Source organism: Planococcus maritimus, from assembly GCF_001687625.2.
GTDB lineage: Bacteria > Bacillota > Bacilli > Bacillales_A > Planococcaceae > Planococcus > Planococcus maritimus.
The window spans coordinates 3,035,460-3,050,439 of the sequence record NZ_CP016538.2; the positions used below are offsets into that span (position 1 = coordinate 3,035,460).

Below are 14,980 nucleotides of genomic sequence, written 5' to 3' on the forward strand. Positions count from 1 at the left end.
GTACTAAACTTGTTGCTTCGGCAATACTATTCCAAGTAATTCAGCAACGGCTTGATTTACTGCTTGTCGATCCACATGACCCATCAAAGCGATTTGTATCCAATTCCGCTTCAATAAATAATCGCTCTCGTAGCTGATCTCGATTCCTTTGGCTTTGAGTGCATCGCCCACCGCACGACCGTCTATTTCGACCGGCAAAGCGATTGTCAAGATGCCGGGCGAGTACCGGTCATCTCCTAAAACGTCCAACCCGTCATCCATTAGCCGGTTGCGGATTTCCGTTGCCAATAGCGGGTCGGGAAAGCGGTGATGGGCGATCGCTGCTTGAAGTGCGGCTACGCTATTCGAAGAATGGGTGAACGGCACCGAGCCGCTCTTTTCGTACAAGCCTAAGTCCAAATATGCAGGCAAACTGTCATCTGAAGAAACGTTGTCTTGATGAAACACGATCGCTAGACCGGGGTACGAACCTAAGCCTTTTCCACTTACTGCGCTTGCCATATATACATTCGATAAATCGGTTGGGACGTTGCCTATACTGCTGCAAGCGTCCAGGCACAGTCGAATTTCCTGTTGTTCACATAAGGACTTTAATTTTTCTAATGGATACAGGTAACCGGTCGACGTTTCGCAATGAACCGTCCATAGCCAGCGAAACTCCGGGTGCTGTTTCACTAGTTCTGCCAATTCGTTTACCACAAGCCGTTCATCCCAGTGCTTTTGCAGATGCAAAAAGTCCAATTGCCAACGTTTTGCCTGTTCCGCCAATCGTTCACCAAATTCGCCATTCGACAGGATGAGCCCTTTTCCGCCAAGCCGGCTCAGCTGGGCTGCAATCAATTCATTCGCCAAAGTGCCTGTTCCGACAGCCAGTTGAACATGAGCCGCTCCCGTTAACTGCTTGAGCTCCGCCTGCAATGAGTCGATTTCTTTACAAAAACTGTCCGAACGGTGGGAAACTGCCTGCATGGCCCAGGCTTCCTCGACTTTCGGATGCATCGAGACCGGACCGGGCAAAAGACGAATTGAAAACGGCGGCTTCTCCACTTGGATCATTTGATCGAAAAGCTGCCCAGCCGAAGCAAAATAGTCTTTGGTCAAGAGCATCGGCTGGTACTGTGCATTTTCAGTGCCGATCAAAGGACCAAATGGCTTGAACCCTAAATGCTGATACAGCCGCGTCTGCCGCACTGTCCCGGAAATGAGCACGCAATTATAGTTTTGCTGCAAACAGGAGGCTACGACTTGCTGAAGAAGACCGAAAAAAACTCGCTTGCCGCGATACTCTCGCCGCACCGATAGCAAGCGAATCTCACACGGCTTGGCATCATCCGGCAAATAAGGATCTACAGCCCCGAGCTTCTGATCTAGAGAAAAGGGACGGATACCCCGAAGCGCCACCATCCCGATCAAGCGGCCGTCTTGTTTGGCAATCCAATAGGTGTTCTCTTCGTGGAAACGATCGACCAGCCGTTGTTCTTGGCTTTGGCTATGCTGGGGAATTTCTTCCACAAAGGTTTCGTAATTCAACCGGTGAATCTGTTCCATCTCTTCTTTTGAATCAGCAATTTTATAGTAGATGGACGGTTTGTTATTCATTGAAGACACTCCTTTTATAGCAAAAATCATTCTTGTGAAGATCGAACTGAAGTACAGGCTGTTTATTTTCCGCTCTATGCAAGAGGACCGATGAACACAAGCGCTAAGACCCATAGCTTTATATGCTGTCAGCAATTCCTCTGTTTTCTTGCGGTTTCTTCCCGTTTTCTTGCGCTTTCTCCCTGTTTTCTTGCGGTTTCTTCTCGCTTTCTTGTGGTTTCTTCTCGCTTTCTTGCGGTTTGTTCCTGCTTTTTTGCGGTTTCTTGTTTCTTCCTGCTTTCTTGCGGTTTTTTCCCACTGAAATTGTGTTTCGACGGACTTTATCACATTAAGTTTCAATGCATGCCTACTTTAACGGAGCTGTTCATTTACCACTCCCCTTACTATATCCAATTATTGTATATACATCCATCCAATTTACAGAATATTGTAGTATAATGAAGAAAAAATTTAAAAGGCATTAGTTAGATGACTTGTTCGATGAAATGGAGGAAACATATGACGAAGCAACTGGAAAGCCGATGCACTGATATCGGAGGAATTCAGCTTTATTGCAAAGTGTTGGGGGAAGATACAGACGGTCCCGTAATTGTTTTCGATTCAGGATATGGTGTACCTACGAGGAGATGGAACAGCATCAAGACGGAAGTCTCTTCTTTTTCTAAACTGCTTATCTACGATAGAGCGGGACTTGGACGAAGCACTTTAGACTCACGACCGCGCCATAGTCTTCAACATGTTGAGAATCTACGAAACTTGCTTCAAAAAAAGGAAGTAAAACCTCCCTATATGCTAGTAGGCCATTCTTTCGGCGGCTTGAATGTTCGCTTGTACGCCAGTATGTATCCGGAAGAAATAGCTGGACTGATTCTTTTGGATTCTTGTCACGAAGATCAAAATAAGCTGATGGCCGAGGAATTATCTTCGGACATGCAAGCTGATTATTACGGACAGTTCGGCGCGGAAGGCACTTTAGCGGAATTCGAACAAAGCTTGGAGCAAGTGCGGAAATACAAAACGCTCGGCGATATGCCTTTGACTGTCGTAACCGGCGGCAACCAGCCCGATCATACCGAAGAATCTTGGGGACATTGGATGGATTTCCAGAAAGGTTTAGCAGCTTTGAGTACGAAAAGCCGTCACGTTGTCTTAACAGATGTAGGGCATTCCGTTCACATCGATAATCCAGAGGCGGTTGTTCAGGAGATTCGAAAGATGTATGCACACCTAAAAGATCCTGCTGCCGAGTTTCTGAAGGAGAACTGATAATGAGCGAGCTTCAACTCTCGACACATTCAGGCGTCATAAATTATTTGGAATTTGGAAATCCTAAAAATCCGACTATTATTTGTTTGCATGGTCTTATAGGAAATAGTTTGTACAGTTTTGGAGAGCTTATTCCTTATCTCCGAGACCATTTTCATTTAATTCTTTTAGATAATCCAGGTCATGGGAAAACCACCTCTTTTCCGAAAGAAGAGGACTATTTGTTTTCGAACTTGGCTATATGGCTTGAACGCGCAGTCGAAAAGATCGTTAAAGGTCCCTTTTATATAATGGGGCATTCTTGGGGAGCGGATATCGCTCTTCATTACACTCGCTATTATCCAGATAAAGTATTAGGACTGATTTTACTCGACGGTGCTTTTACCTTTCCGCAAAACCAGCCAGAAATGACTTTCGATTATGCGTATTTAGGTTGGAAGGATTACATGGATCACTCTTTAGTGGATTATAAAGAAGAAATTTATGAAGAATACCAAAGCTACACAAAAAAGTGGAATTCCCGGAAAGAAAAATATTCCGAGTCTCTTTTTCGAAAGCGACCGGACGGAAAATTCGAGCTTGTAGCATCAAAATTTAGCGTGTTGGCGATCGTTAAAGCATTTTTCAAAGAACCATTTCAAGATGCTTTTCCTTTCATCAATGCCCAGACCTTGCTGATTCACGCCGACTATCCTCAAAGCTTGGATGCAGCACGAAACCTAGGTATTCTTCAGCTACTTGAAAATATTAAAGATTTTTCTGTTTATAAAATAGATGGCACATCGCATATGCTCCAGTGGGACCAACCCCAAGTAACCGCGCATATCATTAGCCAATGGATAGACGAAAAACTTCTATGAACAAAGAAATTATCTTTTTATGAGAGCTATCTTCATACGGAGTCTGCTATTTAAAGTTCCCGCATGAAAAGGCGTGCACAATCTAATCGTGTCCGCCTTTTTATGTTCTATCAATATATCCCGATTACATCAAATTAGACCATACTCGGCCACTTATGTTTCCCACAAATAATGTATAAAGCTCATGTGTTGGCCGTTCATCTCGAATTCTTCTTTATCAATGCCAACTTCTTTGAATCCGTTTTTTGTCAATATTTTTTGGGAGGCCGGATTGATGGTCGTCGTTTTCCCATATATTCGCCTTAATCTTAAATCAGTCTTGAGCAAAAGGTTCAAGGCCCGACTGCCAATTCCTTTACCTCCGTATTTCGCCCCTATCCGAAATCCGATTTCTGCTGTTTGATTATGTTTGTCTATATCCACCAAGTTGATTCTTCCTAAAATACTTCCTTCCACATTCTTGATCAGGTAAAAGTTAGCAAGTCCTTCTGATTGTTCTTTTAACAGTTCTCGATGCCTCGAAACAAAATTTTCAAAGACATAAAAGCTATCCCCTCGGCTAGGTACGAGTTTCTCGAAAAACCCCTGATTGTCAGTTTCGAACTGGAATAATTCTTGCGCATCCTTTTCTTGCAGCACATGTAATGTGATTTCCATAAGCTTACCTCCACCTGATTTGAATCAGTAAATCAAATTAATTATATCTATGTATGCCGAACAATAATGTAAAGAATCTAGTTCAAAACCAATGATTAAGCTATTCACCTAGACAACTTTTAAGTTGTGGAATCTATACATTTAAATTATATGTATAGCCGGATGCAGTTCCTCGCTTTCGATAACGATAGCCATCAACCCGTTTTCTGTCCTCGTTTCATGCCCCTCGCCCTTATGCCAAAACACGGCATCTCCAGCTGCAACCTCCACATATTCTTCTTGTTCACCTCTAACAAGTCCTGTTCCGCTCACGATTAAAAGCAATTGAGGACATACCGCTCGGTGATACCCGACCACTCCATCTTTTTCTAAATGCATGCAACCGATATGGGCAGCTTGTGTTGTTTGAATAATTCGAGACATGATGAAATCCGAATTGAATTTGGAAATCTTTTGGCCACTATTTTTATTGAATTTGAATATTTCCATTCCGTTTCTCCTTTAGCTGCTATGTGCTAATAGCGAAAAGATCAATGCATCATAGGATTGCTCATCTTGATAAAGATAACCTCTCAAAATGCCCTCTTTCTCAAACCCCAATTTCTGCAGCAAAGCGATGGATGCGCCGTTCTCAGGAAATGTAACGGCACCCATGCGGAACAAGCCGAGCTCGCCGAAACAATAATCCAAGACTTCTTTGACGGCTTCTGAAACATAGCCTTTGTTCCAATGGCTTGGATGCAGCTCAAAACCGATTTCCGCTTTCTTGCCTTTGAGGTTCAAATTGTTCAAGTCGACCGTGCCGATAAAAGCGCCAGTTTCTTTGATGACAATCCCCCAGCGAATTCCTCTGCCGCTTTCGAAGGTCTGCCTGAACGACTCGATAATGCTTTCAGCCTGGCCGATTTCCGTTATGCTGCTCATGCCGTAATATTTCGTGACCTCATCTCTCGACATAATCTCGAAAAAGCTTGCGGCGTGATGTGTTTTAATATGTACAAGTGCCAGTCTGTCTGTCGCCAATTCCTGAAAATCCACGAAAGTCCCTCCCTCTATCTAATGTGCGGCTCCGTTACCCAATGCTTTTGCCAGGCTCCCGCTGATCGAAGCAGCTAATGCTTTCAATTCACCGGCTAAGCTTGCGAGCCTCTCTTCAATGTGTACTTTATCGCCGTAGCGGATGCGCGCTTCTTCCGGTAATTTTCCAGACAATAAATGAAAATGGCTGTAGGCGGTTTCTAATAGTTGCAGCAATTGTTCGCCCCAAACTTCAGCCTGAATCCGGCTATCGCCGGTACTATAACCGGCTAGAAATCCATCAGCCATCCCCTTTAAATTGTCCGCGCAATCAGCAAAACGGTGCTTTCCATAACGCTCGGTATCGGACAGCGCGATGAAAAACGTTTCGTAAAGGTTCATGAAGTTCCCGGCCATCCCTCGTGGATAATAAATATTCGGAAACGGATCGATCAGGCAAATTTGTGTGCCGTTCATCAACATATTTTCAGGTGATGCGTCTTGATTGCTGAGGAGCGGTTTAGTGAAGCTTCGCGCTCTGAGCTCCGTTGCTAATTTCAGCGCCTCGCTTATCGTTTCATCCTGAAATTCTGGGCGCGCTTCGCTCAGTTCCCGGTAATCCGATAGATGCTCTTCACTTTCTTCTTGCAGGAAACGATGGACATCTCCTGTGATGCTACCTCTCAGCCCCTCTTTCTCTGTCCAATGCAGATAACCGAAACCATCCAAGTCATGCTGGATCTCTTCTGTTTTTCGATAAATTTCTCCGAGTGCCTTCCCCGTTTCAATTGCTTCTGGGTATGTCATGTTATGTAAGTTGATGTGTGTGCCGACAAACGACTCTAGTGTATAGCTCAATTGTTCAGAGACACGGAATTGGAAAAATTCCGGAGCGGCACCTTCGACAGCTTGATTGACTGAGCGGTAGTAAAGTTCTGTCGCTGCATATTCCGCCGTTAGTTCTTCTTCGTTGTATTCAACCGCCTTGCCGTAGACGATGTCTTTGGGTATCCGCAAGACCAGTTCACGGCCATCTTTTTCGACTTTCCACGCATGATGCCAAGCCCCTTCCCCTAAAAACTTTGGCGTCTCCACTTCTGCGTGAAGAATGGCTGCTTGTAATTTCGCTCGATTCATCTGATGACCTGCTTTCCGTTTCAAAGATTTCCCGTACTAAGTTTTTCGGTACATACGCTTTGTTTCTACTATATCCAATATTTTCTTTCACCGCTATTTGTTTTCCAATTATTTAGAGTATAATGAATCCAATCCATCCTGAAGGTAAATTCCCCAAGATTTATCTTCCTTACGAAAGGAATATCCGACGTGACGATCAGTCCAATCTAAGCTTCCCCCGCATTAGAAGTCATTTACAAAATAGACTCTTGGGGGATTCAACATGAAACTGAATAGAAATTTCCATTTATTACTAACGGGCCAGTCGCTTGCGAATATCGGAGATGTGCTTTATATCGTCAGCATTATTTACCTGATTTTCGAATTGACCAGTTCCGCCACGGCTGCCGCTTTGGTGCCATTTGTCATCACCAGTTCGATGTTCGTCTCGAACACGCTCACACCGCTTCTGATGCAGCGTTTTGATTTGAAATGGCTGCTTGTGGGGTCGCAAATGGGCAAAACCGTATTGTTGATAGTCTTGGCATTGCTTTTGCCGTATATTACAACCGCCAATTTTATTGTGCTATTTGTATTGATCAGTTGGGTGGCGTTGTTGGACGGCTGTGCCCGTCCGGTGACGCAGGCTTTGATCCCGAATTACGTGAAAAATGACCAACTGTTGAAAGCGAACGGCATTAACGAGACCGTTACACAGCTGATTCAAACAGCGATGTGGTTTGTCGGTAGTTCCTTATTGATTTGGCTCACCGCCACCGAATTGGTCTGGCTGACGGCAGGCTTGTTCCTGCTTTCAAGCTTGTTGTTGAGCGGATTGGATCGAATCGACAGCGCCCCGCCAGAACCGCAAAACAAATGGCAACAACTCACCAAAGGCTGGAAGACTGTTTCAAAGACTCCAGTATTAAAACGCATTGCGGTGATGGACATACTCGAGACCATCGCCGGCGCCGTGTGGATTGCCGCGATTTTGTATGTCTTCGTTAGCGAGGCGCTAGCAGTCGATGAGAAATGGTGGGGCTTTATCAACGGATCGTTCTTTATCGGCTTGATCGCCGGAAGCCTCATTTGCCTGCGTTTTTCGCAATGGATCGAGAACAATCTGAGCCGCTTCATCTTAACTGGCTCGATTTTCAGCAGCGCAGCGACTATATTGTTCGGCTTGAACAGTGTTCCCGCAATGGCGCTCTTCTTGTCCGTTCTGGTCGGGATCTTCAGCCAGCTAAAAAATATTCCGCAACAAACCGTCGTGCAGACGAGCGTCCCGAAAGAACAATTGCCGACTGTCTTCACGACGCTCGGGACAATTGGTATGGGTACATTCGGCGTCTCCTCATTATTGATGGGAATACTGGCTGATTTATTTGGCATCCGCTCTGTGTTTGTCTTATCTGGTGTTTTGCTCGCTATCGCCAGTTGGATCGCTTACCGCGGCCGAAGTCATTTTCGACGCACAGTTCAGGAATAAATTCACGAAAAGGGACAGCCGGAAAATTCCGGCTGTCCCTTTTTCATTGATACATTTAATCTGTCAGGCTAAATCCCATAATATGATCTGAAAAAACGGCATAGCTTTCGCATTCAATGACGTTCTCAGGGTTTGCAAGAGGGACAATTTTGACATCATTCAAAACGATCATTCCGGCGAGATTGGTGACATTGCTGTCTTTGATTAATGGAAAGATGGTATCTTCTGATTGAAGAATAGCTAAATCCAGCAATGGGAGATTTTCTATATCTGGGGCTTGTGTACTTATTTTCTTTGCGATAATCAATGCACTAGAAGTGGTAATTTGGATTGACCTCTTTTTCTCCGTATCTTTCTGCAGTTCGTCGAGATGTACTTGTGCCACCACAATTGATAGCTTCTTCATATCATGAACAGAGTTTAATTCGTGCCCTTTTAAAGTAATAGTCAAAACTTTTCCCCCTCAATTGTTTCATATGCTTACACCACTTTAATTAAACGCCCCTAAATAAACCGAATTCTCTCTACCGCTTTCAAACTCCTGGATAAACTGGCGGATGCCCTTCGGATAAATCCGTTGCTCCAATAAATTCTCAATCTCCACCCATTCAACGCCGGTTTGTTGGGCGTCGGGATTTGATGGCACCGAGGCCTGTAAATCACCCAGCAAACGGCATTCAAAATAATATTCGATTTGGTGAACGCCGTGATCGGTCGCAGCGTATTCGTGGCGCTCACCTATGTATTCGCGAATATGAATCAGGCTTTTCACTTCGACGGCGCAGCCGATTTCTTCGAGGCATTCGCGTACGGCCGCTTCCGGCAAGGTTTCGCCGAGCTCCTGACCGCCGCCGGGAAATAGATAGTAGCTGCCTTCTGCGTCCCGGTTCGTCGTCAATAATACTTTGCCGTCTCTGACAATGATCGCTTTCGCGGAATTTCTAATGGCCAATGCGTCCACTCCTTTGCCGTTCCTCTATCCCAAGAGACAGGCATACGCGGACTGCCTGTTCTGCAGCGAATTTGATATAGCCGGTAATTTCTTCAACCGAGTATATTTCTAAATCCTCGCCTGTAAATGCTTGCGACGATTTGAAATCGCCTAGCATTTCTTCGGTGAACTCGCGCAAGTTATTGATTTCGATTTCTTCTATAAGAGTATCGGGAAAGTCGGCGCCTGCCAGTTCTCGTCCCAATCCAGCACAGTCAAACAGATCAATGAGCATGCCATTGAGTTTCCGGAAATCCGAATGCCATTTCTCGAGCACGGACGGATCGGCATCGATGCGGTGTTTCATGTCTTTTTTGAAATAGATGTCTGTCATCCACACATCATCGGCCACTAAATGCACGACATATCCGAGAGTGAATGAGTCCCTCATTTCCCCACGGTATTTCTGGATGAAGTTTTCAAAATTTACGCGTCTCGTTCCGTCTTCAACACTGCCCTCGTAATAATGGGACTTGGTTTTCAGCTCTCTTCCGTGCACTGCATCCGGTGCAATGCCGCCCAACAAAAAACGCGGTCGGTCGAAAATCTCGATTTTCTCGGCTACGTGCCGAGCGATGATCAAATGCATCATGCGCGATCCCATTTCCGCTTCCTCCTTCTAGCTTCAGTTATCCAGCGCTTGCCTCACTGCGGCTTCGACATGGATTTTTGCTGTATCGAATAACGGCACGTCCGCATCTTCGTCCTGTATCAACAAGCCGATTTCCGTGCAGCCAAGAATGATACCTTGTGCTCCGCGATCGATGAGGTTTTGGATGACTTGTCGGTATTTCACTTTCGACGAGTCGTTGATTTCTCCTAAACATAATTCGTTAAAAATGATTTCGTTGATTATATCGCGTTCTGCGGCTTCCGGAATCAACACTTCGATGCCGCTACCTTGGATGCGTTCTTTGTAGAACTCCTGCTCCATCGTGTACTTGGTCCCAAGCAACCCTACCGTATGGAGATGGTTGGCACGTATCTCTTTGGCCGTCACGTCTGCAATGTGCAAAACTGGCACTGAGACAGCTTCTTCTATAGAAGAAATGACTTTATGCATCGTGTTCGTGCATAACACAATCAGCTCCGCACCACCTTTTTCAAGCGAACGGGCGATATTTGCCAATCGCTCGCCCGCTTCGTCCCATTTGCCTTGTGACTGAAAGCGTTCAATCTCTTCAAAGTCGACACTGTACATGAGACATTCAGCCGAATGCAGGCCGCCTAAACGCTGTTTCACTTGTTCATTAAGCATGCGGTAATATTCAGTGGACGATTCCCAGCTCATTCCGCCAATCAATCCAATTGTTTTCATCGAAGACCTCCTCAATTACCGAATCCATTGCTCCGTAAGTTCAATCCGTTTTTCAGTCGCATCCAGCGTAACGGTTTTGCCAATCGGCATGGTCAGCATCGGCTGGGTATGGGCGCAGTCGAATTCGGCAAGAAACGGCAACTCGCGATCGCCCAATACTTCGAGCAGAATTTCATGCGGTTTTCTTCCTGTTCCTTGGTCGTCGAATAATTCATGTTTGCCCAAAATAATTCCCGACACTTTGTCGAAAACGCCGTTGAGCTTCAGCAAATTAAAGTTCTTTTCGACGACCGCAGCGGTTTTCATCGTGTCTTCTAAAAGTAAAATATCACCGCTTCTAATCACCGGCATATACGGGCTGCCCATGATTCCAGCCATGGTATTCAAATTCCCGCCGATTAAACGGCCCGCTACATTGCCTTCTCGCACACAAATCCACTCGTTTTTTCTCGCTTCCTTTTCCTGCGTTTTCTCTTCCCAATTGACTGGTTCATCCGACCAATGAGTCGGTAACGGCACTTGATAAGGAAGTATTTGTTGTTGCATTAACATTTCGGAAAAATAATTATATGTATCGTTCACAAACGGCTCGAATTCTCCAAATGAAGGCACCAGCGCCGGTCCATAAAACACCGGAATGCCTGTTTTAGCATAAATGGCGAGTAATACAGCTGTTGCGTCCGAATATCCGATCATGATTTTTGGATCTTTTTTGAATGCTTCGTAATCGATATACGGCAAAAGTGCATTGGAATTCGTCCCGCCAATTGTCGACATGATACAGCGGACGTCGGGGTTGCGGATGAGTTCGTTCAACTCTTCTGCCCGCTCACGGATCGTCCCCGAACGGTAGAAATCCCGTTTGCCCGTCAAGCTGCCTTCTGTGATGTTAAAGCCTTTCGATGCCAAAAAATCTTTCGCACGCTTAAAGCGTATCGGCGAATTATAGGTAATCGGAGACGACGGGGAATAGATTCCGATCGAGTTTCCTTTTTTCAAGTGATCGAATAGGGTCATATGCTTACTCCTTTGCTTCTATTGCCCAGTTGTTATCCTTCTACCTGTCTGCAAATCTGTTCGACTATCGCTTGTTCAGACATTTCCGCTGTCAGCAATTGTTCGCTTGGCACTCCTAAATCGTCCTTCAAAGTCCACCATTTCCTCAGCGATTCTTCTCCGAAGTCTCCCGATTGAGGGCGTAAATTGTGGCGCTCCAGCGTTTTTTCGAAGGGCAAATCGAAATAGTAGACTAGTGCCTCGCCCTCATAAAACCGGATCAAGTCGAGCAGCAAGGATTCGTAACGCTCTTTTACCAAAATGCCTTCCAAGATCACGACTCGGCACTTGCCTTTGCCATATTCCGTGATCTGCCGAATCAATGCTGTCGATAAATTGCCGTCGCGGTCCTGCACCATCAGCATGTCACGGCGGACCACATCCTGCGACACCAGTAAAGTGCCGCGTCCGAAATGATCTTGCAGCCGTTTGGCAATGGTCGTCTTGCCGCTGCCTGAATTTCCCCGCAAAATAATCAGTTTGGTTTCCACTCTACTCACGCTCATTTCAATGATTCAACTCAAAATGTGATTCTATCAATTCAGTAATTTCTACACCCGGATTCAGCTCCGCAATCTTTTTCGCTAAGCTTTCTACGCCGAAAATCTCGGTGAAGGTATGGCTGCCCACTAGTAGATTGATGCCGGCATACCGAGCATACTGAATCGAGTAAAGCGTAGCTTCACCGGTCACATACGTATCGCACCCTCTTTCGGCCGCCTCACGAATGAGTGCAGAGGAATGGCCCGCACCGGTTAACACGCCCACCCGTTTGACGGGCTGTGCATTGTTTTTCCATGCGCGTACCGGTTCGTTTAAAGTGCCGCGCATTCTTTTCGCCAACTGCTCAAATTCAACAGGGGTAGTGAATTCGCCAATACCGGGTAGTTCGCCGTCCGCTTCACTATAGGTGGAGTATGCCTCGATTTCATCCACTTCCAACATCTTCATCAATGATGTACAGGTCCCAAAGTCCACAAAATCCAGTGGTGCGTGGATCCAAAAATGGCCGATATTGTGCTGTTTTAGCCGACTGACGCACGCTTCTCTTAAGCCATAGATGAAATCCCAGGCATCATGGTGCGTCAATAGTAAATCGACGCCTTGAGCGATAGCCATTTCGACTGTTTCAATAGATAAATTGGTCGCATAGCCGATCTTTTGGATATCGCCGTCTTTCGTGTTCGTAAAGCCGTATTCATCGTCTTCTTTTAACAATTCGTCACCAAACAATTGCTGGATCGTCTTCTCAAAATCGTTTCGTTTCATCTTAAAAGCCCCACTATTCTGTTTTTTCTTGATTTTACCACATAAAACGCATTTGATAATATTGGAAATTAAAATCACCAAAGGACGGTGATCCTTTTACTCGGATGCAGAACGTATGTTTCTTTCGGTGAACGAAAGGTTTTCCTTGACCCTAATTCGTGAGTTCTATAGCCTTAGAGAAAGAAACACGAGGGGGCTGCCCCATCGATTGAAAGCTTTGGAGTTGTTCGGTGAAAACTTAGTGTCTTTAAGTTGAATCGAAATTGCTCTACACATCAAAGAAAACCGGCAAGCACCCCCAGGATTTGGGGAGGAACGTACGATGAACGAAAAACAAGGAATGTCCACACACGATTCGTTAAAAGCGGTTTCCTATAAGCTGTTTCAAGTGATCAGTGATGAACTCGGTGTCAACACCGCTTACGTGACCGAGCGCGGTCCGACCGCGATGAAAGTCATCAGTTCATTCAATAAAGACCATTACATCATTCCTGAAGGCTATGCGGTGGATTATGACGGCACGTATTGCCGCTTAATCATCCAGAGTGACCAGGAAGCGATGCGCACGAATAATTTAGGCTCCTTTACATTAACCAAGGATCTGGAAGTAACGCCGCAGCTGGAGGTCAAAGGATTCCTCGGAGTAACGCTGCGCGATTTTTATGGCGAAGTATTCGGCACCTTATGCGTCATGGATAAGGAAGAAAAAGAATTCAGTGACCAAGACATCCATTTCCTGAAACAGATGGCGGATGTACTGTCTTATGTCATTCATTTGGATAATACTTTGGCAGACATCGAGTTGTTGAGCGTGCCGATCATTCCAATTAAAAAAGGCTTGGCTATCCTATCACTGCAAGGGAACATCAATGAATCACGCTCCCAGAAAATCATGGAAGACACTTTGCATTATGCGGCGGATAAAAGCGTTCACTCGTTTGTCATCGACTTGTCGCAATTGAGACTGTTGGAAAATCAGTTCCCAGATGTCTTAAAGAATTTGGTATCCGGCTTGAACGTCATGGGTGTTCAAGTCATGATGACGGGCCTACCGCCTTGGCTCGTGCAAAAGCCGGGTGTCAGTGAACATCTATCGCAGTTGAAAACCGAGTATGTCGCCGATATTGAATCGGCACTCAATAAAATCGGCTATCAGCTGGAAAAATAAAAGGAAGGGAAAAGCCCGAGAGCTTTTCCCTTCCTTTTGTTATGGAGATGAGCAACACTCACCAAAGGTCAGCCTGCAACTCTTTTAAAAATCAAAGTTATCCGGATCCGGGCCGACGCGGCGGTCTTCATTCAATGCCGAAATCTGCTGCATGTCTTCCTCTGTCAATTCAAAATCGAACACTTGCGAGTTTTCCACGATGCGTCCTGCATTGGTCGACTTCGGAATGGTCACGACGCCGTTTTGCAGATTCCAGCGCAGAATGACTTGTGCGACCGATTTATCATATTTTGTCGCGATTTCTTTCAACTCTGGCTGCTCGAGTGCTTCTCCTGCCATAAGCGGCGACCAGGATTCTGCCTGGATGTCGTGTTCGCGACAGAAGGCAAGCAGTTTTTCCTGTGTCAAACGCGGATGGTACTCGATTTGATTGACGACCGGCTTGATGTCTGCGCCTTCTATCAGGTCTTGTAAGTGGTGGATCTGGAAATTACTGACGCCGATCGCTATGACTTGCCCGTCCATATAAAGATGCTCGAGCGCTTTCCATGCCTCTTTGTATTTGCCTTCAACCGGCCAATGGAGCAAGTACAAATCCAGATATTCCAGGCCCAATTTCTTCAAGCTCGTCCCATAGGCTTGAATGCCGGATGTGTAGCCGAAATCGTCGTTCCATAGTTTTGACGTGATGAACAAGTCTTCCCTCGAGATACCTGCCGCTTTCATCCCCTGGCGGATTCCTTCCCCGACGCTTTCCTCGTTTCCGTAGATAGCGGCAGTATCGATGCTGCGGTAGCCATTCATGATGGCCGTTTTGACGGCTTCTGTTGCTTCAGGCCCGTCTTCTACTCGGAATACACCTAGGCCTAGCCAAGGCATTTCGCTTCCGTTATTTAACGTGACCGCTGCTTGTACGTTTTTCATGATTAATGTCCTCCCTTGTTCGCTAGTTAGTACACAATAATTTTAGTATACCCCCTTATCTATAAAACTATCGCAGCTTGAGCTACTAAACGCATAGTTTGTGAGCCCAAGCACCACCTGGCTTTTTTAAAACCTTATTCAAAGATAATACCTGCCCAATTCTTACTCTGAACTTGAGCTGTATGGGCCGATAAATAGTTTCAAGTCGAGATAAATGTGGTATTCTAATAAAAAATAGATTTATTTGGAT

Annotated in this window: 17 protein-coding genes; 4 read left to right on the forward strand and 13 right to left on the reverse strand. The window is 45.5% G+C overall.

The window, feature by feature from the left end; genetic code table 11:
* Window positions 1–3: 3 nt before the first annotated feature.
* On the reverse strand, window positions 4–1,599 hold the full coding sequence (locus BBI11_RS15050) for a GNAT family N-acetyltransferase (protein WP_068465307.1): 1,596 nt from the start codon (window positions 1,597–1,599) through the stop codon (window positions 4–6).
* A 498-nt stretch (window positions 1,600–2,097) separates the two neighbouring features.
* Between BBI11_RS15050 and BBI11_RS15060 the strand changes: the two genes are divergently transcribed.
* Window positions 2,098–2,865, forward strand: a complete 768-nt coding sequence (locus BBI11_RS15060) for an alpha/beta fold hydrolase (RefSeq protein WP_068465314.1) — start codon at window positions 2,098–2,100, stop codon at window positions 2,863–2,865.
* 2 nt (window positions 2,866–2,867) lie between these two features.
* Window positions 2,868–3,725 (forward strand): alpha/beta fold hydrolase, encoded by an 858-nt coding sequence (locus tag BBI11_RS15065; protein WP_068465316.1) that lies wholly within the window; start codon window positions 2,868–2,870, stop codon window positions 3,723–3,725.
* Window positions 3,726–3,878: 153 nt separating this feature from the next.
* On the opposite strand, the gene BBI11_RS15070 is transcribed toward BBI11_RS15065, so the two are convergent.
* The 4 genes from BBI11_RS15070 to BBI11_RS15085 form a co-directional block, all read right to left on the reverse strand.
* Entirely contained in the window at window positions 3,879–4,382 is a 504-nt protein-coding gene (locus BBI11_RS15070; protein ID WP_068465319.1) for a GNAT family N-acetyltransferase, read from the reverse strand.
* Window positions 4,383–4,523: 141 nt separating this feature from the next.
* Window positions 4,524–4,871, reverse strand: coding sequence for a cupin domain-containing protein (locus tag BBI11_RS15075; RefSeq protein WP_068465322.1), 348 nt, complete (start codon window positions 4,869–4,871; stop codon window positions 4,524–4,526).
* 12 nt (window positions 4,872–4,883) lie between these two features.
* The gene (locus tag BBI11_RS15080) at window positions 4,884–5,420 is read right to left on the reverse strand and encodes a GNAT family N-acetyltransferase (protein WP_068465325.1); all 537 of its coding nucleotides are present in this window, start codon (window positions 5,418–5,420) and stop codon (window positions 4,884–4,886) included.
* Between the two features lie 18 nt (window positions 5,421–5,438).
* A complete protein-coding gene (locus tag BBI11_RS15085; RefSeq protein WP_068465328.1) occupies window positions 5,439–6,536 on the reverse strand; it encodes a hypothetical protein in 1,098 nt (365 codons plus the stop codon).
* 262 nt (window positions 6,537–6,798) lie between these two features.
* Between BBI11_RS15085 and BBI11_RS15090 the strand changes: the two genes are divergently transcribed.
* Window positions 6,799–8,004, forward strand: coding sequence for an MFS transporter (locus BBI11_RS15090; RefSeq protein ID WP_068465331.1), 1,206 nt, complete (start codon window positions 6,799–6,801; stop codon window positions 8,002–8,004).
* 55 nt (window positions 8,005–8,059) lie between these two features.
* On the opposite strand, the gene BBI11_RS15095 is transcribed toward BBI11_RS15090, so the two are convergent.
* Genes BBI11_RS15095 through BBI11_RS15125 form a run of 7 tightly spaced genes read right to left on the reverse strand, consistent with a single transcriptional unit; the run spans window position 8,060 to window position 12,638 of the window.
* Entirely contained in the window at window positions 8,060–8,455 is a 396-nt protein-coding gene (locus BBI11_RS15095) for a hypothetical protein (RefSeq protein ID WP_068465333.1), read from the reverse strand.
* Between the two features lie 39 nt (window positions 8,456–8,494).
* Window positions 8,495–8,956, reverse strand: coding sequence for an NUDIX domain-containing protein (locus BBI11_RS15100; protein ID WP_068465336.1), 462 nt, complete (start codon window positions 8,954–8,956; stop codon window positions 8,495–8,497).
* A complete protein-coding gene (locus BBI11_RS15105) occupies window positions 8,946–9,599 on the reverse strand; it encodes a zinc dependent phospholipase C family protein (protein WP_068465339.1) in 654 nt (217 codons plus the stop codon). The genes BBI11_RS15100 and BBI11_RS15105 overlap by 11 nt, the downstream gene beginning before the upstream one ends.
* 21 nt (window positions 9,600–9,620) lie before the next feature.
* On the reverse strand, window positions 9,621–10,313 hold the full coding sequence (locus BBI11_RS15110) for an aspartate/glutamate racemase family protein (RefSeq protein WP_068465343.1): 693 nt from the start codon (window positions 10,311–10,313) through the stop codon (window positions 9,621–9,623).
* 15 nt (window positions 10,314–10,328) lie between these two features.
* Entirely contained in the window at window positions 10,329–11,330 is a 1,002-nt protein-coding gene (locus tag BBI11_RS15115; RefSeq protein WP_068465346.1) for a S66 family peptidase, read from the reverse strand.
* A gap of 32 nt (window positions 11,331–11,362) precedes the next feature.
* Window positions 11,363–11,875, reverse strand: a complete 513-nt coding sequence (locus BBI11_RS15120; RefSeq protein WP_068465349.1) for a kinase — start codon at window positions 11,873–11,875, stop codon at window positions 11,363–11,365.
* A 1-nt stretch (window position 11,876) separates the two neighbouring features.
* Window positions 11,877–12,638: a Nif3-like dinuclear metal center hexameric protein gene (locus BBI11_RS15125; protein WP_068465352.1), complete on the reverse strand. Its 762-nt coding sequence runs from the start codon at window positions 12,636–12,638 to the stop codon at window positions 11,877–11,879.
* 322 nt (window positions 12,639–12,960) lie between these two features.
* On the opposite strand from BBI11_RS15125, the gene BBI11_RS15130 reads away from it, so the two are divergent.
* Window positions 12,961–13,806, forward strand: a complete 846-nt coding sequence (locus BBI11_RS15130) for a GAF domain-containing protein (protein WP_068465354.1) — start codon at window positions 12,961–12,963, stop codon at window positions 13,804–13,806.
* An 84-nt stretch (window positions 13,807–13,890) separates the two neighbouring features.
* Here the strand turns inward: BBI11_RS15130 and BBI11_RS15135 are convergent, their stop codons facing one another.
* Window positions 13,891–14,730 carry an aldo/keto reductase gene (locus tag BBI11_RS15135; RefSeq protein ID WP_068465358.1) on the reverse strand — a complete coding sequence of 280 codons (840 nt, stop codon included), beginning with the start codon at window positions 14,728–14,730 and terminating at the stop codon, window positions 13,891–13,893.
* Window positions 14,731–14,980: the final 250 nt, after the last annotated feature.

Excerpts from the sequence above, each read along its gene's own strand:
- BBI11_RS15115 (WP_068465346.1), bottom strand. The coding sequence starts at position 11,330 with ATGACCCTATTCGATCACTTGAAAAAAGGAAACTCGATCGGAATCTAT.
- BBI11_RS15120 (WP_068465349.1), bottom strand. The coding sequence starts at position 11,875 with ATGAGCGTGAGTAGAGTGGAAACCAAACTGATTATTTTGCGGGGAAAT.
- BBI11_RS15105 (WP_068465339.1), bottom strand. The coding sequence starts at position 9,599 with ATGGGATCGCGCATGATGCATTTGATCATCGCTCGGCACGTAGCCGAG.
- BBI11_RS15090 (WP_068465331.1), top strand. The coding sequence starts at position 6,799 with ATGAAACTGAATAGAAATTTCCATTTATTACTAACGGGCCAGTCGCTT.
- BBI11_RS15110 (WP_068465343.1), bottom strand. The coding sequence starts at position 10,313 with ATGAAAACAATTGGATTGATTGGCGGAATGAGCTGGGAATCGTCCACT.
- BBI11_RS15050 (WP_068465307.1), bottom strand. The coding sequence starts at position 1,599 with ATGAATAACAAACCGTCCATCTACTATAAAATTGCTGATTCAAAAGAA.
- BBI11_RS15070 (WP_068465319.1), bottom strand. The coding sequence starts at position 4,382 with ATGGAAATCACATTACATGTGCTGCAAGAAAAGGATGCGCAAGAATTA.
- BBI11_RS15125 (WP_068465352.1), bottom strand. The coding sequence starts at position 12,638 with ATGAAACGAAACGATTTTGAGAAGACGATCCAGCAATTGTTTGGTGAC.
- BBI11_RS15065 (WP_068465316.1), top strand. The coding sequence starts at position 2,868 with ATGAGCGAGCTTCAACTCTCGACACATTCAGGCGTCATAAATTATTTG.
- BBI11_RS15130 (WP_068465354.1), top strand. The coding sequence starts at position 12,961 with ATGAACGAAAAACAAGGAATGTCCACACACGATTCGTTAAAAGCGGTT.
- BBI11_RS15075 (WP_068465322.1), bottom strand. The coding sequence starts at position 4,871 with ATGGAAATATTCAAATTCAATAAAAATAGTGGCCAAAAGATTTCCAAA.
- BBI11_RS15060 (WP_068465314.1), top strand. The coding sequence starts at position 2,098 with ATGACGAAGCAACTGGAAAGCCGATGCACTGATATCGGAGGAATTCAG.
- BBI11_RS15135 (WP_068465358.1), bottom strand. The coding sequence starts at position 14,730 with ATGAAAAACGTACAAGCAGCGGTCACGTTAAATAACGGAAGCGAAATG.
- BBI11_RS15085 (WP_068465328.1), bottom strand. The coding sequence starts at position 6,536 with ATGAATCGAGCGAAATTACAAGCAGCCATTCTTCACGCAGAAGTGGAG.